General features: G+C 61.6%; 19 protein-coding genes. 13 read left to right on the top strand and 6 right to left on the bottom strand.

Annotated elements, in window-relative coordinates; all coding sequences use genetic code 11:
- Nucleotides 1-14: 14 nt before the first annotated feature.
- The gene (locus tag ACIX9_RS11880) at nt 15-368 is read left to right on the top strand and encodes a bactofilin family protein (protein ID WP_013580735.1); all 354 of its coding nucleotides are present in this window, start codon (nt 15-17) and stop codon (nt 366-368) included.
- A 15-nt stretch (nt 369-383) separates the two neighbouring features.
- Nucleotides 384-1,022: a class I SAM-dependent methyltransferase gene (locus ACIX9_RS11875; protein WP_013580734.1), complete on the top strand. Its 639-nt coding sequence runs from the start codon at nt 384-386 to the stop codon at nt 1,020-1,022.
- Nucleotides 1,023-1,071: 49 nt separating this feature from the next.
- Here ACIX9_RS11875 and ACIX9_RS11870 read toward each other — a convergent pair whose 3' ends face one another.
- A complete protein-coding gene (locus tag ACIX9_RS11870) occupies nt 1,072-1,332 on the bottom strand; it encodes a hypothetical protein (protein ID WP_013580733.1) in 261 nt (86 codons plus the stop codon).
- Nucleotides 1,333-1,582: 250 nt separating this feature from the next.
- On the opposite strand from ACIX9_RS11870, the gene lnt reads away from it, so the two are divergent.
- The 5 genes from lnt (at nt 1,583) to ACIX9_RS11845 (ending at nt 7,403) form a co-directional block, all read left to right on the top strand.
- Nucleotides 1,583-3,166, top strand: a complete 1,584-nt coding sequence (gene lnt, locus ACIX9_RS11865) for an apolipoprotein N-acyltransferase (RefSeq protein ID WP_013580732.1) — start codon at nt 1,583-1,585, stop codon at nt 3,164-3,166.
- A 9-nt stretch (nt 3,167-3,175) separates the two neighbouring features.
- Nucleotides 3,176-4,304, top strand: a protein-coding gene (gene prfB / locus ACIX9_RS11860; RefSeq protein ID WP_013580731.1) for a peptide chain release factor 2 whose coding sequence is annotated in 2 segments (ribosomal slippage) — nt 3,176-3,244 and nt 3,246-4,304 — 1,128 coding nt in all. Because the reading frame shifts where the segments join, the coding sequence is not laid out codon by codon here.
- A 69-nt stretch (nt 4,305-4,373) separates the two neighbouring features.
- Nucleotides 4,374-4,865 (top strand): DinB family protein, encoded by a 492-nt coding sequence (locus ACIX9_RS11855; RefSeq protein ID WP_013580730.1) that lies wholly within the window; start codon nt 4,374-4,376, stop codon nt 4,863-4,865.
- Between the two features lie 2 nt (nt 4,866-4,867).
- Entirely contained in the window at nt 4,868-5,266 is a 399-nt protein-coding gene (locus ACIX9_RS11850; protein WP_013580729.1) for a CoA-binding protein, read from the top strand.
- A gap of 40 nt (nt 5,267-5,306) precedes the next feature.
- Nucleotides 5,307-7,403, top strand: coding sequence for a protein-disulfide reductase DsbD family protein (locus ACIX9_RS11845; protein ID WP_013580728.1), 2,097 nt, complete (start codon nt 5,307-5,309; stop codon nt 7,401-7,403).
- A 39-nt stretch (nt 7,404-7,442) separates the two neighbouring features.
- Here the strand turns inward: ACIX9_RS11845 and ACIX9_RS11840 are convergent, their stop codons facing one another.
- Both ACIX9_RS11840 and ACIX9_RS11835 read right to left on the bottom strand, forming a co-directional pair.
- On the bottom strand, nt 7,443-8,780 hold the full coding sequence (locus ACIX9_RS11840; protein WP_013580727.1) for a replication-associated recombination protein A: 1,338 nt from the start codon (nt 8,778-8,780) through the stop codon (nt 7,443-7,445).
- Nucleotides 8,777-9,568: a TrmH family RNA methyltransferase gene (locus ACIX9_RS11835; RefSeq protein WP_013580726.1), complete on the bottom strand. Its 792-nt coding sequence runs from the start codon at nt 9,566-9,568 to the stop codon at nt 8,777-8,779. The genes ACIX9_RS11840 and ACIX9_RS11835 overlap by 4 nt, the downstream gene beginning before the upstream one ends.
- A 185-nt stretch (nt 9,569-9,753) precedes the next feature.
- Here ACIX9_RS11835 and ACIX9_RS11830 point away from each other — a divergent pair, with 185 nt between their 5' ends.
- Nucleotides 9,754-10,398, top strand: a complete 645-nt coding sequence (locus tag ACIX9_RS11830; protein WP_013580725.1) for an L-threonylcarbamoyladenylate synthase — start codon at nt 9,754-9,756, stop codon at nt 10,396-10,398.
- 108 nt (nt 10,399-10,506) lie between these two features.
- A complete protein-coding gene (locus tag ACIX9_RS11825; protein ID WP_013580724.1) occupies nt 10,507-11,163 on the top strand; it encodes a YdcF family protein in 657 nt (218 codons plus the stop codon).
- On the opposite strand, the gene ACIX9_RS11820 is transcribed toward ACIX9_RS11825, so the two are convergent.
- On the bottom strand, nt 11,160-12,011 hold the full coding sequence (locus ACIX9_RS11820; protein WP_013580723.1) for a DUF92 domain-containing protein: 852 nt from the start codon (nt 12,009-12,011) through the stop codon (nt 11,160-11,162). The two genes, ACIX9_RS11825 and ACIX9_RS11820, sit on opposite strands and share 4 nt — an antisense overlap.
- A 75-nt stretch (nt 12,012-12,086) precedes the next feature.
- Between ACIX9_RS11820 and ACIX9_RS11815 the strand changes: the two genes are divergently transcribed.
- Nucleotides 12,087-13,469: a YncE family protein gene (locus ACIX9_RS11815; protein WP_013580722.1), complete on the top strand. Its 1,383-nt coding sequence runs from the start codon at nt 12,087-12,089 to the stop codon at nt 13,467-13,469.
- A gap of 71 nt (nt 13,470-13,540) precedes the next feature.
- Here the strand turns inward: ACIX9_RS11815 and ACIX9_RS11810 are convergent, their stop codons facing one another.
- Both ACIX9_RS11810 and ACIX9_RS11805 read right to left on the bottom strand, forming a co-directional pair.
- Nucleotides 13,541-14,401 carry an anti-sigma factor domain-containing protein gene (locus tag ACIX9_RS11810; protein WP_013580721.1) on the bottom strand — a complete coding sequence of 287 codons (861 nt, stop codon included), beginning with the start codon at nt 14,399-14,401 and terminating at the stop codon, nt 13,541-13,543.
- Nucleotides 14,398-14,937, bottom strand: a complete 540-nt coding sequence (locus ACIX9_RS11805) for an RNA polymerase sigma factor (protein WP_013580720.1) — start codon at nt 14,935-14,937, stop codon at nt 14,398-14,400. Before ACIX9_RS11805 ends, ACIX9_RS11810 begins: the two co-directional genes overlap by 4 nt.
- A 257-nt stretch (nt 14,938-15,194) precedes the next feature.
- Between ACIX9_RS11805 and ACIX9_RS11800 the strand changes: the two genes are divergently transcribed.
- Genes ACIX9_RS11800 through ACIX9_RS11790 form a run of 3 tightly spaced genes read left to right on the top strand, consistent with a single transcriptional unit; the run spans nt 15,195 to nt 17,740 of the window.
- Nucleotides 15,195-15,974 (top strand): TlyA family RNA methyltransferase, encoded by a 780-nt coding sequence (locus ACIX9_RS11800; RefSeq protein ID WP_013580719.1) that lies wholly within the window; start codon nt 15,195-15,197, stop codon nt 15,972-15,974.
- A gap of 49 nt (nt 15,975-16,023) precedes the next feature.
- On the top strand, nt 16,024-16,878 hold the full coding sequence (locus ACIX9_RS11795) for an NAD(+)/NADH kinase (RefSeq protein WP_013580718.1): 855 nt from the start codon (nt 16,024-16,026) through the stop codon (nt 16,876-16,878).
- A 7-nt stretch (nt 16,879-16,885) separates the two neighbouring features.
- Nucleotides 16,886-17,740, top strand: coding sequence for a class I SAM-dependent methyltransferase (locus ACIX9_RS11790; protein ID WP_013580717.1), 855 nt, complete (start codon nt 16,886-16,888; stop codon nt 17,738-17,740).
- Nucleotides 17,741-17,762 lie beyond the last annotated feature (22 nt).

Here is a 17,762-nt window from a genome sequence, read left to right as displayed (position 1 = left end):
GAGAACACTGAAACATGAAGCCAGCAGAAGGTTCAACGCTCATCGGCAAGTCCGTCACCATCAAAGGAGATCTCTCCGGAAGCGAGGACCTGTTTATGGACGGCATCCTTGAAGGCACGGTCACGCTGACCGAGAGCCGTCTGACGGTCGGCCCGAACGCACGTGTCAAAGCAGATCTGCAGGTACGCGACCTGATCGTCTTCGGCATCGTCGATGGCAATATCAATGCCAGCGGTCGGATGGAGCTTCGTCAGAGCGCCGTGGTCAATGGCGACGTGATCGCGGCACGCCTTTCGATTGAAGAGAACGCAACCATCAAGGGACGTGTGGAGCTGACCGGACAGTCCGCCAAGACACCCGGCGAGTAGGGGAGAGCGCGGATCATGGGCCTATTCGGTAGTAAGTCAAGCGGATCCGGCTCGCGCCCGGACGGCAGCCGGGTGCAGCGGCACTCCAGCGGCTGGATCGAACTTGCCAAGCACCTGAAGAGCGAGGAGTCGTTGCGGATTCTCGACATCGGACCGACCTCGGCAAGCAATATCAACTTCGTCACCAACCTGGGCCACAGCATCTACATGGCAAACCTGGTGGACGAAGCTGCCAAGCCTGAGTGGGTTGTGCCGAAGTCCGAGGGAGACAGCGAGAGCGTATTTGACGTGGATCGTTTTCTGCATCAGAACCTGGATTTTTCCGGGCGGCACTTCGACGTCGTCACGCTGTGGGACACGCTGGATTATCTTCCGGAGGCGTTCGTGCAACCGATCGTGGATCGTGTCTTTGAGGTCATGCAGCCGGGCGGACGCCTTCTGGCGTTCTTCCACGCCAAGCCGACCGGGGATGAGACCGTCTTCGCGCGGTATCACCTGACGGAGTCCGATCAGATCGATCTGCAACGCATGGGCGGACATCCGATCCTTCATACCCACACCAACAGACAGGTAGAGAGCATCTTCAAGGGCTTTGCGGCGTACAAGTTTTTTCTCGCGAAGGATGCCTTGCGAGAGGTGCTTGTTACACGGTAATTTTGAGGTGCAACGCAAGAAGGCCCGGGCATCTTGCTTTATGAGGATGTTACTTGGCAGTCTGCTTGCGGCGCTCGGCCCAACGCTTTTTCATGGCGTCGGCGATGGCCTTGCGGCCTTCCGGGCTCAGCTTGCGCTTGCCCTTGATTGCTGGCGTGGGAGCGGCTGCAGCTACGGCGTTCTTGCTGCCCTTGGGACGGCCGCGGCCGGACTTGAGTGCAGCGGCCGGGGTGTCGGTGAGAAGCGCGCGAGCCTGTTGCAGCCGTGCAATCTCTGCGTCGATGTGTTCAAGAACCTGATTCAATGCCACTGATGCCTCCTGGTCGCGCTAGGGGCGGGTCCACAGTGCGGACTACCTTTTTTGCGATGACTCCTTGACTTTACAGAATTTATTCTGAACCACGCAAATATTTGATCCTTGTCGACCGCATCAATTCATGAAATTTCACTGAATTCAAGACTTCCCGTCTGACGGGGACAGCGTGTTCCGGGAGGCGGCGCCAGGAAGAGCGAGCCTTTCGTATGCGATGCAAAAGCCCTGTCAATGCTAGACTTTCGCCATGCGATCGATTCGTCCGCAGGCATGGATACTGGTGGTATTTTCAGCGATCCTACAGACATTCTGTTTTCCAGTTGCGGGCCAGATATCTTTTTCTCGTGCCGGCATCTGCTGGTTCGCACTGGTTCCCTTTTTTATAGCGCTACTTATTCCGGATAAGTCAGGTAAAAGCCTTAGGCCGTTGCAGGGTGCGGCGCTTGGATATCTGTGCGGCGTGCTCTGGTATGTGGGTAACTGCAGTTGGATCTACCAGACTATGTATCTCTACGGAGGCATGGAGAAGCCGGTCGCATTTTTGATCCTTATCCTTTTTGCTTTGTATCTGGGGCTTTATCACGCTCTTTTTGCGTTACTGCTTACTTTTTTCAGAGGCCGTTTCAGGAGTATGCGGAACGTTTTGCTGCTGGCCCCGGTGCTGTGGGTGGCCGTTGAGCTTGCGCGGGCGCGAGTTACGGGCTTTCCGTGGGATCTTCTTGGTAATGCGCTGATCGATCATGCGTGGATGACGAAGCTTGCTCCGCTTGGCGGCGTGATGCTGATGAGTTTCGTGGTTGCAATGGCGAATGCTTGTTTCACAGGGATCGCGCTGAAGCCGGGAAGCACATGGTACGGCAAATGCGGAAGCATCGTGACTATTGCATACTTTTTACAACTTACAGGAACGCCCGGCAGGACCATGCCGAGCGCAGGCAATCAAACTGCAGTGATGGTCCAGGAAAATCTCTCAGTAGGAGCGACGTCGAAGAGTGAAAAACCACTGACGCGTGAATATGAGTTACAACAATTTTCTGAGTTGAGCCTTCATCCTCAACTCTCTTCTGTGCTATCCGGTCAGAGACAACAAGCTACGGTCGTCGTCTGGCCTGAGGCACCGGCGCACCTGCAGACGAACGATCCTGCGTTTCGTGCTGCAATGAGCGACCTGGCCCGGAGAGCGAATGCTCCTGTCATTGCCGGTAGTCTGGGCGTGGACTTCGATAACAAACCGGCCAGAGGTTACTACTTATATGACTCAGCCGCGTTATTCGATAAGAGCGGCAGTTACCAGGGACGCTACGACAAGATTCATCTTGTGCCGTGGGGTGAATATATTCCGTACAAGCAGTTCTTTTCGTTTGCACAAAAGTTGACCGAGGGCGCTGGCGACATGGACCCGGGCACGACTCGGTCTGTCTTTACGACGAACGGACATACGTATGGCGTCTTTGTTTGTTATGAATCGATCTTTGGCGATGAAGTTCGGCAGTTTGTAAAGAGTGGCGCTGAGGTGCTGGTGAACATCTCAGACGACGGCTGGTACGGCGATACCGGTGCGCCCTGGCAGCATTTGAATATGGCTCGGATGAGGGCGATCGAGAACCGCCGCTGGGTGCTTCGTTCCACGAATACCGGGATGACGACCGCCATCGATCCATACGGGCGTTACACCGAGACGCCGCGTCATGTGCGCGTGGCGTATGCACTGCCGTTTGCGTTTGAGTCCGGTCTGACCTTCTATACGCGGCATGGCGACTGGTTCGCCTATCTCTGCGCCGTTGTGGCGCTGGCGGCGGTGGGTTTTAGTCTCAAGCCTCGCATGAACTAGAATCGACTGATGCTGAGTGACCTCGAATACCAATACTCCCCGGTGCGCGACAAGGTTCGTGAACTGCGGGAGTATCTTTGACTCTTCCCGCCTTCGCCGTGAACTAGCCATCGTTGAAGAAAAGATTGCCGATCCTACCGTGTGGGCCGATGCTGCACGTTCGCAGCCGCTGATGCGTGATCGCAAACGTCTTGAGACATTGCTTGCTGATGATGCGGAGCTGGCTCGCCGCTCCGATGACATCGAGGCTTACTTCGAGTTAGCCAAGGAAGGCGAAGACACGGAGCCGGATCTTGTACGCGAGATTCCCGCGCTGGTGGAGTATGCCGATCAGCTTGAATCGAAGACCATGCTCTCCGGTGAGACGGACTTGCTCAACGCTATCGTGACCGTACACCCCGGCGCGGGTGGCACGGAGAGCCAGGACTGGGCTGAGATGCTCATGCGCATGTACATCCGCTGGGGTGAGCGTCAGCGCTTCAAGGTGGAGATCAACGAAATCCAGGATGGCGACGAGGCCGGCATCAAGTCCGCGACCTTCACCATCTCTGGCGAGTTTGCATTTGGTTTGCTTTCGGGTGAGACGGGCGTGCATCGCCTGGTGCGGATTTCGCCGTTCGACTCCGCCAAGCGTCGTCATACGAGCTTTGCCAGCGTGTTTGTGAGCCCTGAGATCGACGACACCATCGTCATCGACATCAAGGTTGAGGATCTGCGGATTGACACCTACCGCTCTGGCGGCAAAGGCGGCCAGCACGTCAATACGACCGACTCCGCCGTGCGCATCACGCACCTGCCGACGGGGCTGGTGACGGGCTGCCAGAACGAGCGCTCGCAGCATAAGAACAAGGAACGCGCCATGAAGATGATGCGCTCCAAGCTGTACGAGTATGAACTGGACAAGAAGAAGGCGGCCACGCGAAAGATTGAGGACTCGAAGCTGGAGATCGGCTTCGGCTCGCAGATCCGAAGCTATGTGCTGCAGCCGTATCGCATGGCGAAGGACCTGCGTACGCGCGTGGAGGTCGGGGACGTGGATAAGGTGCTCGATGGCGACCTGGAGCCGTTTATTCGCGGCTTCCTGCGGATGCGGCGTGAGGGGAATCTTCCCGCCACGCTGGATGACTCGGAAGACTGAGTGTGGCGGGCGCAGAAGTAGTCTGCGCCCCGTCGCCTGCTTGGCGCATCCAAACCTGCTGAGGATACGATGCCTGCAAAACACGAAGATCCGCTCATCGCTCAACTGATTGCCCTGCTGGATGGCGGGCAGGCCCACGCCGATTTCGATACAGCGACCAAGGACTTTCCAGTTGATGCGCGCGGGAAGGTTCCGGAGAATCTGCCGTACTCCGCCTGGCAGATTCTGGAGCATCTCCGCATCACACAGCGCGACATCCTCAACTTCACCGCGCCGCCGACCGGTGGCTACCACGGGATGGAGTGGCCCAAGGACTACTGGCCTGAGTCTGCCGAGCCTCCGACTGTGCATGCCTGGGATCAGACCATCGCAGCCATTCGGGAGGATCGCACGAAGTTTGATGCGCTGCTGACCAAGCCGAATGCAGATCTCTACCGGCCCTTTACCTGGGGCAACGGGCAGAACCTGCTGCGCGAGGCTCTGCTGATTGCAGACCATAATGCGTATCACCTGGGCGAACTTGTCGTGATCCGCCGTCTACTCGGCGTGTGGCATAAATAGCCATGAATGAGCCTGAAGCCATCCAAGCGATGCTGGCCGCGAAGACGATTGCGGTGATTGGTCTCTCTGAAGACGCCTCCAAGCCGAGTCACTACGTCTCGGCGTTTATGCAGGCTCAGGGGGCCAAGCTGCTGCCGATCAATCCGGCGATTGATTCCGTGCTGGGGGAGAAGGCGTATCCGTCGCTGACGGCGCTGCCGGAGAAGCCGGATGTGGTGAATGTCTTCCGTCTGCCGCGCTTCATTCCGGAGATTGTGGACGAGATGATCGCGTTGGGCCTGAACAAGTTGTGGGTGCAGCAGGGAATCGTCAACCTGGAGGCGGCTGCCAAAGCGGAGGCTGCGGGAATCCAGGTGGTGATGGACCGCTGCATCATGGTGGAGAAACGCTTCCAGCCCTGAGTGTCTGTATCTTTCCAGACCGCCTACAATCAAATGTGACATGAATCTTCGCCGACCCCGCCTCGCCCTGACCGCCCTGTTTGTCTTCCTGCTTGCCAGCCTGAGTGCGTCCGCGCAGATTCAGGAGATTGGCGATGGTGGCCCCGGGCCGGTGAAAGGGCAACACATCACGGCGGAGATGGTCTCGCTGGCGCCCAGTGTCTCGCCCGGCGGCACCGTACAGGTAGGCCTTGTGCTGACCATGGAGGAGCACTGGCATGTCTATTGGATGAACGCTGGCGACTCCGGCCAGCCGCCGAAGGTGATCTGGACGCTGCCCTCCGGCATTACGGCAGGCCCCATGCAGTTCCCAATTCCACAGCGCCTGCCGCTCGGCCCCTTGATGGACTTTGGCTATGAGGATCTGGTTACGTTCCCCATGGACATCTCGGTCGCCTCCAGCGCCAAGCCCGGTCCCGTGCATCTGGATGCCAAGATCAACTGGCTGGTCTGCCGCGAGGTCTGCATCCCCGGCAAGGCGCACCTGGGCCTGACGCTGAACGTTGCGCAGAACAGTCCTGCGGGTCAGCCTGTCGGTGCGTTGGGACAGGCGTTGAAGCTGATTCCCAAGCCGCTTCCGGCGGGGATGTCCACTGCAATCACCGCAGGCAGGACGGACATAATTCTGACGCTGAAGGGTGGCAGCAAGGAGACGGACGCCGAGTTCTATCCGTACGACCAGGATCAGATTCTCAATGCGCCGGACCAGGATGTGGTGCCCACGGCGGATGGCGTCAGCGTGCGTCTGAAGCGTGCGGCTGAACTGACCGCACTTCCGCTCACCATACGAGGAGTCCTTAAATTTTCCGACGACGAAGCCTATGAGATCGTTGCGCCGGTCAAGGCCGGAGAGGTGGCGTTCGCAGGTACACCGGCGAAGAATGCTTCCGCAGCCTCAGGTGTGACGGCCATTGGTGCCATCGGACTTGCGTTCCTGGGCGGCATCATCCTCAACCTCATGCCGTGCGTGTTTCCAGTGCTGTTCCTGAAGGGGCTGGCACTGGTGCAGTCTTCCGGTGAGGAGCGCAAGCGTCTCCGCAGCCATGGGATGGTCTATACGCTCGGAATTCTGGTCTCGTTCTGGGTGATCGTGGGTGTTCTGTTGGCGCTGCGTGCGGGTGGAAGTCAGGCTGGATGGGGCTTCCAGCTTCAGTCGCCGGTGTTCATTGCGCTGCTGGCGTCTGGGCTGTTCCTCTTTGCACTCTCGCTTGCGGGTCAGTTTGACGTAGGTCTTTCGATGACCAGCGTCGGCGGAGATCTCGCGAAGAAGCAGGGGTATACAGGCAGCTTCTTCACCGGCGTTCTTGCGACGATTGTAGCTACGCCTTGCACGGCTCCGCTGATGGGCGCGGCCATTGGGTTTGCGCTGGCGCAGCCTGCGGGGATCACCTTCGCGGTCTTTACGGCTCTGGGGCTTGGCCTTGCGGTGCCGTATCTGGTGCTCAGCTTCCAGCCTGCCTGGACACGGATTCTGCCGCGTCCCGGAGCCTGGATGGAGGTGCTCAAGCAACTCACCGCCGTGCCTCTGTTTGCGACGGTCATCTGGCTCGCCTGGGTCTACGGGCAGCTCTTCTCCGCGCAGCCTGGTGAGGCCGCCGATCACATTGCACGCCTGCTCTGCTGCTTCCTGGTGCTCGCTATTGCGGGCTGGGCGCTGGGCCGCTGGCCGCTGAACTGGCGCAGCACGGTGGCTGCCGTTGTGCTTTGCGTCGTGGCGATTGCAATCCCGCTGACGACTCCGAAGCCCCTGGTGCTCAAGGCTGTACCGTACTCGCAGGCCGCGTTGGATGAGGCCCGCGCTGCCGGTCATCCGGTGTTCATCGACTTCACGGCCGCGTGGTGCCTCTCCTGCCAGGTGAACGAGAAGCTGGTGCTGCATGCGTCTGACGTTGAATCCGAGCTGACCTCGCACAACTTCGTCGTCATGCGTGCGGACTGGACTGCGTATGATCCGGAGATCACCAAGCAGCTTGCGTCGATCAACCGCAGCGGCGTCCCCACGTATGTCATTTACCCTGCGAAGGGCAATGCGGATGTGTTGCCGGAGCTGTTGACGAAGTCAGTCGTGCTCGACGCGATCCAGCGCGACAGCAAGTAGCGGATCCTCTGGCGGACGTAGGCGCGGCTGGAATCAAACCTAGCCGCGTTTCGCTGCCTTGATCCGTGAAATCTCTTCCATGCGCTGGGCAAGCTGGCGCTCGCGTCCTTCGCCTGTTGGAACGTAATATCGCTTGCCCGCGAGGGAGGGCGGCAGGCACTCCATATCCGCCACACGGCCTTCCACGTCATGCGCGTACTGATAGTCGCGCCCGTAGTCGAGCTCCTTCATCAGCTTCGTCGGCGCGTTGCGCAGATGGATCGGCACCGGCTCCGCGACCGTCCGCTGAATGTCCGCCTGCACCTGTCCGTATGCCACGTAGACCGCGTTTGACTTGGGCGCGAGCGCGAGATAAACCACCGCCTGTGCGAGTGCCAGCCCACCCTCCGGCTGCCCCAGAAAGTGCATCGCATCGCGTGCGGAGAGGCAGAGATTCAGAGCCTCTGGAGCTGCAAGGCCGATGTCTTCGACTGCCATCCGCACGATCCGACGTGCACAGTACATGGGGTCTTCGCCGGCTTCGAGCATTCGCCCCAGCCAGTAGAGTGCGGCGTCCGGGTCGCTGTTGCGCACGCTCTTATGCAGCGCGGAGATGATGTCGTAGTGCTGCTCGCCCTTCTTGTCATAGAGCAGCATGCGCCGCTGCATGGCCTCGGCTGCGAGTGGCTTGGTGATGGTCGTCTCGCCGCGCCCGGTGGCAAGCTGGGCCGCGACCTCAAGCGCATTCAGCGCTGTCCTTGCATCGCCGCTGGCATAGGCCGCAATCGAAGCCAGCGCGTCTTCATCGGCCTCGACGCCACTTTCGCCCAGTCCATACTCTGAGTCCGCGAGTGCACGCCGCAGCAAGGCGATGACCTCATCCTCGCTCAGCGGCTGCAGCGTGTAGACGCGGCAGCGGGAGAGCAGCGCGGCGTTGATCTCGAAGCTTGGGTTCTCGGTGGTTGCGCCGATCAGCCGGATCGTCCCGCGTTCGACATACGGCAGAAATGCGTCTTGCTGCGCCTTGTTGAAGCGATGGATCTCGTCGACGAACAGGATGGTACGTGAGCCGAATTGCGAGGCCTTCTCCGCCTCCACCATGACGTTCTTGATCTCCTTGATGCCGGAGAGCACGGCGGAGAACTCGATGAAGCTGGCCTGCGTCTTCTGCGCGATGATCTTGGCGAGCGTGGTCTTACCCACGCCGGGCGGTCCCCAGAAGATCATGGAGGCGGGGTCGTCACGTTCGATCGCGAGCCGCAGCGGCTTACCCACGCCCAGCAGATGCTGCTGCCCGGCGTACTCATCCAGATCGCGGGGGCGCATGCGCTCGGCCAGCGGCGCGGTGCCGCGCCCGGGGCTGGCTGGAGCCAGGGGAGAGGTGTCAAACAAGCTCAAGTGCGAGCCCCGCGCTGCCGCGATGCTTCATAGAGCAGGATCGATCCCGCCACCGCGGCGTTCAGGCTCTCCACCCAGCCGGGGCAGGGAATCGTCACCCGCTGATCGGCCAGGCGCAGCCAGTCTTCGTTCAGCCCCGCGCCTTCGTTGCCGATCAAAATCGCCGACCCGACCGTCAGGTCCGCCTCACCGATCGCCACGGCATCATCCTTCATCGCGGCAAGCAGTTTGATGCCCTGCTGCTCCAGGGTCTCCATGGCATCAGGAGTAGCCACTGCCACGGGGAGACGGAAGACGGAGCCAGCGGAGGCGCGCATCGCCTTCTGGTTCCACGGGCTGACAGTGCCTGGCGTGGTCAGGACGCCGGTCGCGCCGAACGCCTCGGCGGAACGGATCAAGGTGCCCAGATTGCCCGGGTCCTGCAGTCCCACGGCGATCAGGATCAGCGCCTCGCCCGGCCCTTCCAGCATCTTCTCCACCGAGTGTGCCGGAGGCACCAGGAGAGCAGCAATTCCTTGCGGCGTACGTGTCTCGGCGATGCTGGCAAACACGTCTGAGGCCACGCTGACCACCTCAACCGACGCCGGCACATAGGCCGGAAGCTCCATGCGTTCGCTGAGGAAGACGGTCTTCAGGGCCTGCCCGCTCTTCAGCGCCTCTTCGACCATGTGCTCGCCCTCAACGGCGATCAGCCCGCTGCTCAGCCGCGCCTGGCCCTGGAAGGCGGCGCGAAGCTGCTTGAGGCGCGGATTGGTGCGGCTGGTGACGACTTGTCCAGAAAAACTCATTCCACCAAGTTTACGCCCGCACCGGCCGTCGCACGGGAACCGCCTTTGACACCGGCACCACCCCATTCGGAGTTTGTAAACGGTTATGCTAAGGTGCGGGTTGTGGGTGGGTCCTCTTCTTGTTCCAGCGGCCATCCGGCCGACCCCGCAAAAGCCCGGTCCCCCAACGCCAAGGAGCCCCTGATTTGACGGCCGAGATTTTACGCATCAACCCGGACGAGCCGGAACCGGCACTCGTCGACTACATTGCCGGCCGCATCGAAAGCGGACTGCTCGTCGCCCTGCCGACAGACACCTTCTACGGTCTCGCCGTGGACCCCGTCAATCTGCGCGCGGTGGAGCGCATCTACCACCTCAAAAATCGCGCCCGCCACAAGCCCCTCTCGCTGCTCATCGCGGACGTGGCGCAGGCGTACGGCCTCGCGCGGGAGTGCGATACCGCCTTCGACCGTCTTGCCGAACGTTTCTGGCCGGGGCCGCTGACCATCATCGTCAAAGCCGGCTCCAAGCTGCCGCTGCGCGTCACCGCCAACACGGGCAACGTCGCCCTGCGCGTGCCGGAGGCGCCCATCGCCCGGGCTGTCGTCGCGAAGCTCGGCCTGCCTATCACCGCAACCTCCGCCAACCTGGAAGGCCACGCCGAATGCACCAGCGCCAGCGGCGTGCGGGAGCAGCTTGGCGATAAGATCCCCCTGATCGTCGATGGCGGACCCACCGCACGCACGGTTGCGACTACCATCGTGGATCTCAGCGGCGGCGGCAACTCCTGGACGATCCTGCGCGAGGGCGCGATTCCAACCCACGAGATCGCCCTTTGCCTGCAGCGATAGGCACCGCTTCAAACGAAAAGCTCCGTATCGCCTCAAACTGAGGAAATGCACAAGACGGAGCGCCGCATCCCCGGGTATTCTTGCATCTTCTGCTGGAGCTGAACTGCCATGAGCGAGCGTTCCAATCTGCGGCGAAACTCCGGCCAGTTTGAGCCGAAGCGGACCCATCCGTTCCGCAGGTTCCTGCTCTGGTGCTTCTGTTTTCTCGTCCTCGCGGCCATGGGTTGGAGCTCCTGGGTGGTGCGCCAGATCAACCTCGTCGCAGCACAGGATCAGGCTCAGCCCGCAGACGCCATTGCCGTCTTCGGTGCGGCGGAGTACTCCGGACGCCCGTCGCCCGTGTATCACGCTCGCCTGGACCACGCCGTGACGCTCTATCGCAAGCAGATCGCACCCATCGTCATCACCTTCGGCGGCGGCAGCGACAAGGACTCCGGCAAGACCGAGGGCGGCGTCGGGCGTGACTACCTGCTCGCCAACGGCATCCCCTTCGACAAGATCATCGCGGAGACCCATTCGGTCGATACCGAGCAGCAGGTCGAGCTGCTCGCCCAGATTGCGGAGGAGAACAACCTCTCGCACATCGTGCTGGTCAGCGACAACACCCACCTCTTCCGCATCCAGGAGCTCTGCCGTCGCGCGGGGCTGGATGTCTACACCTCACCCCGGCCCGCGCTCGGCCACATCGACTCCTACGACCTCTTCATGCGCTACTTCCACGAGGTCCTCAGCTACACCGCCATGCGTTTGGACATCGACGTCTAGACCAGCAGCGCGAACGCCAGCCCGGCTGCAAAGAGTGTTGAGGTAAAGTTCACCAGATCGTTCCCGAGCCATCCCCAGCGCTCCACGGTCGCACCCAGGATGCTGTCGAAGAACAATCCCGCCGCGCCGCATCCCAGTGCAACCGCAAACCCCTTCAGTCCAATTCCCATGGCTCCATACCCGACCAGGGCCACCAGCGCACCGCCCAGGATGCCGGCCATCGTTCCCAGCAGCGTCACGCCGCCGTCTGTCCCCACCGCGACCCTGCGGAGGCTCACCAGCGAGACTGGTTCGCCCCCAAACGCCTGCCCGATCTCTGATGAGACCGTATCCGCCGTCGCCTCCACCAGCGCCGCCAGCAGAACCACAAAGACCCACGGATGACCCGCACCCGCACCGGCCACCAGACCCGCTGCCCCCAGGTTCGCCATGACCTGGGCCGCGTTTCTGCCTTTTCGACTCTCCGCAAGTCCGCTCTTCGTCTTTTTCCTCCGTCCGGCCCGCGTCGACGCAAAGGTCAGGATGAACAGCGCCACCAACGGCAGCAGCCCGGATCGCACAACCAAGCCTCCCCCCACCTGGACCAGCAGCAGGCAGATCGCTCCACCGGACGCCGCCGCGCCCGGCGTCGCCGAGCCCAACTTCCACGCCAGCAGCGCAAAGGCCACGCTGATTCCCAGCGCCAGCAGGGAATTGAAGATTCCCGCGCGACCTCCGGCGGGTCCAAACGTCAAACCATGCAAACAAAGCAGAACCAGCAGCGGCGAAACCACGCACACCAGAATCCGTGACTGTATCCGGTCCCGAGCCTCCGAAATGTTCTTTCGCCAGACGTTCTCCATCTCCATAACCCCGTCATCATCCTCGTGATTTACAATCGAGCCTTGAATCTAGTTCATATTCGTACGGCAGTGGGAGCAGGTTTGCACTCAGTTCATCAGCACGCAGCAGTAAGGTCTTCGTCTCGACGCATCGCACGTCCCTTCGCACGGTTCGCACTCGCACTCGCCGCCGTTTCACTGGCCGGCTGCGGCAACCAGTATCGTCCGGTCGTCAGCTCCGTCAATCCCGTCGGCCCGGCCTCGCAGCCCGGAAAGTACGCCGTCGCGGTCTCCAGCAATGGAACCACCTCGCCCGGTCTGGTCACCATCGTCGACTTTTCGGGCGATACCACGCTGATCACCGCCAACCTCGGCGCGAATCCGCAGTATCTGATCGTCGATCCCACCGGCAGTGAAGGCTACGTCCTCAACGGCGACGGCACCTTCAACTCCTTTGCGGTCTCTACCAGCCTGCTCACCAGCAACGTGCTGCAGAGCACGCTGCCTGTCGGCGCGGCACCTGTGGCCATTCTGCCGCAGGGGACGAATCTCTACATCGCGGAAGCCGGACGCAACGCCATTGGCCAGCTCACCGGTTCTCCCTCCGCCTTGAAGCAGGAGCTTGTCACCGGTCCCGGCACGGTCTATACCGTCGGCATCTCCGGCGCGCCGCGCGTCTACGCCATCACTCAGGGCGCAACAGGCACCGCCGGCGCGGTCAAGGCGATCGAGACCACTACCAATACCATCTCCAACACCATCAACGTCGGCACCACGCCGGTCTACGGCGTGATGACGTCCGATGCTCGCCGCGCCTTCATCCTCAATAAGGGCAGCAACACCGTCACGGTCATCAACTCTCAGACCAACGCGCCGGACACCTTCACCGGCACGGCCGGCACCGCAACCAATACGATTGCCGTGGGAACCGCACCGCTGTGGGCGGACTTTGACAACACCCGCTCGGAGCTGCTCGTTGCCAATGCAGGCGGCGGCACGGCAACCACGCCGGGCAGCGTCACCGTCATCAACATCCCGCTCTGCTCTGCGAACACCGTCACCACCAACCCCAACTGCGACGTCAACAACCCGGTCGATGCCGTTGGCTTTGGTCAGGTTCTCGCCAATATCCCTGTCGGCGTCAACCCGGTTCAGATTGCAGTCCTCGCGGACGGCAGCCAGGCCTTCGTCGCCAATGCCGGTAACGCAGCCGCTGGCATCGCTGGTTCGGTCAGCATCATCAATCTTCAGACCGACACCGTCGTCGCGACCATCCCCGCAGCCAACACCACGGTCCAGGGCGATGCCTTCGTCCACGGCCACCCGGGAACCATCGCTGTAACTGCCGGAAATCCCACGGGCAAGGTCTACATCACCTCGCCCGACTCCACGGACCTGACCGTCATCCGCACCGATACCGACCAGGTTCAGACCCACATCACCCTGCAGGGCAATGGCGTCTACGTCCGCACCAACCTGCCGTAGCCCGCCCAACCTCACCAAACCAAAGAGCCATCCCGCTTGGGATGGCTCTTTGATATTGCGATCAAATCGTTCTAGCCCGCAGCGCCCTTCATCAGGATCGGCGACGTAGGCACCAGCGAACCAGCTTCGTTCTCGATCGTCACGCCGAACGCCTTGGCCACCAACCCCTTCGGCATGGTGGGCATGATGACGCTGCCGTTCCCACGTTGATCCGGACGGAAGGTTCCCGCCGGCACCGGAGCCTGCCCATTGGCCGGAATCAGCCAGAGCTCATACGCCTTGCCCTCGTCGACCGGCCCCATGTTGCTCGCCAGAAATACCAGCGAGCCCTTATCCGCCGCGTAGCTGACCCGCCCCTGCGGAGCCGGCTTGGTCTCCGCTGAGACCAGCATCACATGCTGCGCTGCAGGGTCTTTCATCGTCTCCAATGCAGCGTTTGAGAGGGAAGCCGACTCCTTCGTCGCAGCCAGATCCGACCGATACGCCGCAACCGACTGCTCCGCGCCCTGTCGAATCTGGAACTCGTGGCCAGCTTCAACCGCGATCATCGCAGCGGCAGCCCAGCCGACCCACGGCAGAACCTTGCCCGCAAGCGTCTTCTTCGCCGGAACCTCGACCTCAACCGTCACCGTAACGATCTCCGGCTGTACCTTGGCACGCGCCGCCGCCTCGATCGCCGCAATGTCGATCGGGATGACCTTCTTCTCGCGCGCCACCTGGTTCATAAAGCGCATCCGAGCCTCAGGCTTGGGCTCTTCGCGCTCTGCGGTCTGCGCGAGCAGGCTCAGTTCGCCGTAGATCTCGGCGAGCACCTTTCGTGCCTCGATGCTGTACTGCAGGTTTTCGGTGAGCTCCGCCATCTCCTCCGGCGGGAGCAGCTTCATCGCATAGAGCGGGAGGTCGTCCGGATCGATCTGTTTCACTGGAATCATGATTGGAACGCCTTCCTAAGGGTCTGCAGCGCACTGCGAATCCTTGTTTTTACCGTGCCCAGCGGATCTCCGGTCATTTCGGCGATCTCAGAGTGTGTCAGTCCATCAAAAAATGCCATCTCAATCGTCTTCCGCTGCTCTGGCGGCAGCAGATGAATCACGCCGCGCGCCTTTTCGATCAGCGAATTCCGCTCAGCCTCGTCGGCCAGATCGTAAGACGATGCCAGCCCCAGGTCGTCCACCTGCTCGCTTGGCCGCTTGCGTCTCAGCGCATCGATCGACCGGTTCCGGCTCACCACCGCCAGCCAGCCTCCAAGGCTGCCGCGTGTTGCGATGAATCCGTCCGGTGTTCGCCAGATCTGCATGAAAATCTCCTGCAACACATCTTCAGCCGCCGCAGGATCACGCAGAACGCGCAGCGCAACCGAGTAAACAACCTTCGAGTACCGATCGAATAACGAGGCCATCGCCGCTTCATCCCCGCGCTGCACCTGACTCAACAGGGCAGCGTCATCCAGAAGGGATGGCGGTGGCATATTCGTTACTCCCGTGTCTCTGTACATAGAACGCACCCATCAGTAAAGCAGATTGCCGTTTGTGGTCTTTAGCCGTCGCCGGCCGGTAACACTTTAGTACTCTGATGCACCCAGAAGCACTAGAGAACTCTACCGGACTTTGGGCTCCCTTGCGAAATCCCGTTGATTCCAGAAGCCTGCCGTCACCGGCCTTCCTTCGCGTGAGCTTACACTGAAGTCACACGGCTCCCGCCGCGGAAGGCAAATTTTTTTCCAGTATGAAGATCCGTCTCGACAAACTCATAGTAGATCGCGGCCACGCAGCCTCCCGCGAGCGTGCCCAGGCCCTCATCCTCGCCGGCCGCGTCCTCGTCCAGGACCAGCGCATCGACAAACCGGGCACCCCCGTCGACGATGCCTCCATCCTTCGCATGCTCGGCGACGACCTGAAGTTCGTCTCCCGCGGCGGCCTCAAGCTGGAACGCGCCCTGGATTACTGGCAGATCGACGTCACCGGCCTGGCCTGCATGGACGTTGGAGCCTCCACGGGCGGCTTTACGGACTGCATGCTCCAGCGCGGGGCGGTTTCTGTTTTAGCAGTCGATACGGGTTACGGCCAGATCGCCCAGAAGCTTCGCTCAGACCCCCGCGTCAGCCTGCGCGAGCGCTGCAACGCCCGCCTGCTGAAACCGGCAGAGCTCGCCGACCAGCAGGCCGCCGCCAACCTCAGCCCCATCACCTTCTTCGCCATGGACGTCTCCTTCATCTCCGCCACGCTGGTCCTGCCCGCCGTCATCGGAGCCCTTTCGACCGAATCGAACCCCTGGCAGGGAACCGTTGTTCTCCTCATCAAGCCACAGTTTGAAGCCGGTCGCGAGAACGTAGGCAAAGGCGGCATCGTCCGCGAACCCGCCGCCCGCCAGTTCGCCATCGACCGCGTCCTGACCGCCGCCCGCGAGCTCAAAGCCACTAACCTGGAAGTTATCGACTCCCCCATTAAGGGCATGGAAGGCAACCACGAATACCTCCTCCGCGCCACATTTAGAACCGAGAACTGACAACGGGGAACTGAGAACTTTTCCCATATAGCCGTTACACTAACCTTCAATGTTCAAAGCCGCCATCATCTCCAAACCGCAGAAGCCAGAGGTCGCCACCCTTCTGCCTGAACTGATCGCCTGGCTCAATCAGCACGACTACGAGGCGCTCCTCGATACCGACAGCGCCGCCTATCTCAACCTCCCCGGCAAGGACCGCACCCTCCTCCCCCAGGACGATCCCTCCCTCGTCATCGTCCTCGGCGGCGACGGCACACTCCTCTCCGCCGCCCGCGCCTTCGCCCGGACCCAGACTCCCATCCTCTCCGTCAATCTCGGCTCCCTCGGCTTCCTGACCGAGATCCCCCTCTCCGACCTCTACCAGACCCTCGAGCTCTGGTGTAACGGCTACGCCGATATCGACCTCCGCGTCATGATGAACGCCCGCCTGCTCCGCGACGGCAAGGTTCGCCGCGAGTGGGACGCGCTCAACGACGTCGTCGTCGCCAAGGGCACCATCGCTCGCATGGCAGACTACACCGTCAAGATCGACGATCAGCTCGTCGCCACCTTCCGGGCCGACGGCGTCATCGTCTCCACCCCTACCGGCTCCACCGCCTACAATCTCGCCGCCAACGGCCCCATCGTCATGCCCAGCGTCAACTGCATGCTGGTCACGCCCATCTGCCCGCACCTCCTGACCATCCGCCCCATGGTCATGCCCGGCGAAGCCCGCATCACCATCCAGATTGAAGGCGTCCCCAACCAGATCTACCTGACGGTAGACGGCCAGGAGGCCATCGAGCTCGAGATCGGCGACGAGGTCCAGTGTTGCCGCTCCCTCTCGAGCGTCCGCCTCCTCCGCCTGCACCCCAACGGCCTCTTCAACGTCCTCCGCAGCAAGCTCAAATGGGGCGTCCGCTAGCCGCGCGATGCAGACCGGTCAACCAAGCCGAACCGCCTTCGCCGCCGCCGCCCATCGCGCCGCACATCAACTGTTGGAGAAGGGAAGTCTATTCCCAGACCCGCTGGCTATCCGCATCCTTGGCCAATCGCCTGAGGTTATCGCGCAGGAGGCCGAAGCCACCCCGTCCCGCGCCCGCATGCGTCTCTTCATCGCCGCCCGCACCCGCTTCGCGGAAGACGCCCTCGCCGCCGCCGTCGCGGAAGGCGTCACCCAACTCGTCGTCTTGGGCGCAGGTCTCGACACCTTCGCCTACCGCAACCCGTACCCCACCCTTCGTGTCTTTGAGGTCGATCACCCCGCCACCCAGACCTGGAAGCGCCAGCGACTCGCGGAAGCCGCTATCCCCATCCCCGCCGCCCTGACCTACGCCCCGGTCGATTTCGAAGCCCAGACCCTGGCTCAAGGCCTTGAGACCGCCGGCTTCGACCCCACCCAGCCCACCTTCTTTACCTGGCTCGGCGTCGTCCCATACCTGACGCCAGAGGCTATGGACGCCACCCTCAGCTTCATCGCCTCACTCCCAGCCCCGGCACACGTCGTCTTCGACTACAGCGACCCACCTGAGACGTTCACTCCTGAGCTTCGCGAGTTCCACAACCTCCGCGCCGCACGCGTCGCAGCACTCGGTGAATCATGGATCAACTTCCCCAGCGCGGAAGCTCTCCACCCGCGCCTTCGTGCCCTCGGCTTCACCAAGATTGAAGACCTCGGCCCGCCTGAAATCTCCGCCCGCTACTTTCCTAATCGCACCTCCACGCCACACGCCAAGGGTGCCCATATGCTCTACGCTTCAAAGAATAAGAGCAATAACAAGGTTTGACATTTCTGGTTATTGGGAGAAT

The sequence above is a fragment of the Granulicella tundricola MP5ACTX9 genome (genome assembly GCF_000178975.2).
Classification (GTDB): Bacteria; Acidobacteriota; Terriglobia; order Terriglobales; family Acidobacteriaceae; genus Edaphobacter; species Edaphobacter tundricola.
The sequence above is the reverse complement of the archived record's forward strand: the minus strand, read 5'-3'. Positions and strand labels throughout refer to the sequence as shown.

Coding starts and splice junctions, on each gene's coding strand:
- ACIX9_RS11825 (WP_013580724.1), top strand. CDS start 10,507: ATGAGCGAGCGTTCCAATCTGCGGCGAAACTCCGGCCAGTTTGAGCCG.
- ACIX9_RS11845 (WP_013580728.1), top strand. CDS start 5,307: ATGAATCTTCGCCGACCCCGCCTCGCCCTGACCGCCCTGTTTGTCTTC.
- ACIX9_RS11880 (WP_013580735.1), top strand. CDS start 15: ATGAAGCCAGCAGAAGGTTCAACGCTCATCGGCAAGTCCGTCACCATC.
- ACIX9_RS11795 (WP_013580718.1), top strand. CDS start 16,024: ATGTTCAAAGCCGCCATCATCTCCAAACCGCAGAAGCCAGAGGTCGCC.
- ACIX9_RS11820 (WP_013580723.1), bottom strand. CDS start 12,011: ATGGAGATGGAGAACGTCTGGCGAAAGAACATTTCGGAGGCTCGGGAC.
- lnt (WP_013580732.1), top strand. CDS start 1,583: ATGCGATCGATTCGTCCGCAGGCATGGATACTGGTGGTATTTTCAGCG.
- ACIX9_RS11790 (WP_013580717.1), top strand. CDS start 16,886: ATGCAGACCGGTCAACCAAGCCGAACCGCCTTCGCCGCCGCCGCCCAT.
- ACIX9_RS11810 (WP_013580721.1), bottom strand. CDS start 14,401: ATGATTCCAGTGAAACAGATCGATCCGGACGACCTCCCGCTCTATGCG.
- ACIX9_RS11850 (WP_013580729.1), top strand. CDS start 4,868: ATGAATGAGCCTGAAGCCATCCAAGCGATGCTGGCCGCGAAGACGATT.
- ACIX9_RS11805 (WP_013580720.1), bottom strand. CDS start 14,937: ATGCCACCGCCATCCCTTCTGGATGACGCTGCCCTGTTGAGTCAGGTG.
- ACIX9_RS11800 (WP_013580719.1), top strand. CDS start 15,195: ATGAAGATCCGTCTCGACAAACTCATAGTAGATCGCGGCCACGCAGCC.
- ACIX9_RS11855 (WP_013580730.1), top strand. CDS start 4,374: ATGCCTGCAAAACACGAAGATCCGCTCATCGCTCAACTGATTGCCCTG.
- ACIX9_RS11875 (WP_013580734.1), top strand. CDS start 384: ATGGGCCTATTCGGTAGTAAGTCAAGCGGATCCGGCTCGCGCCCGGAC.
- ACIX9_RS11835 (WP_013580726.1), bottom strand. CDS start 9,568: ATGAGTTTTTCTGGACAAGTCGTCACCAGCCGCACCAATCCGCGCCTC.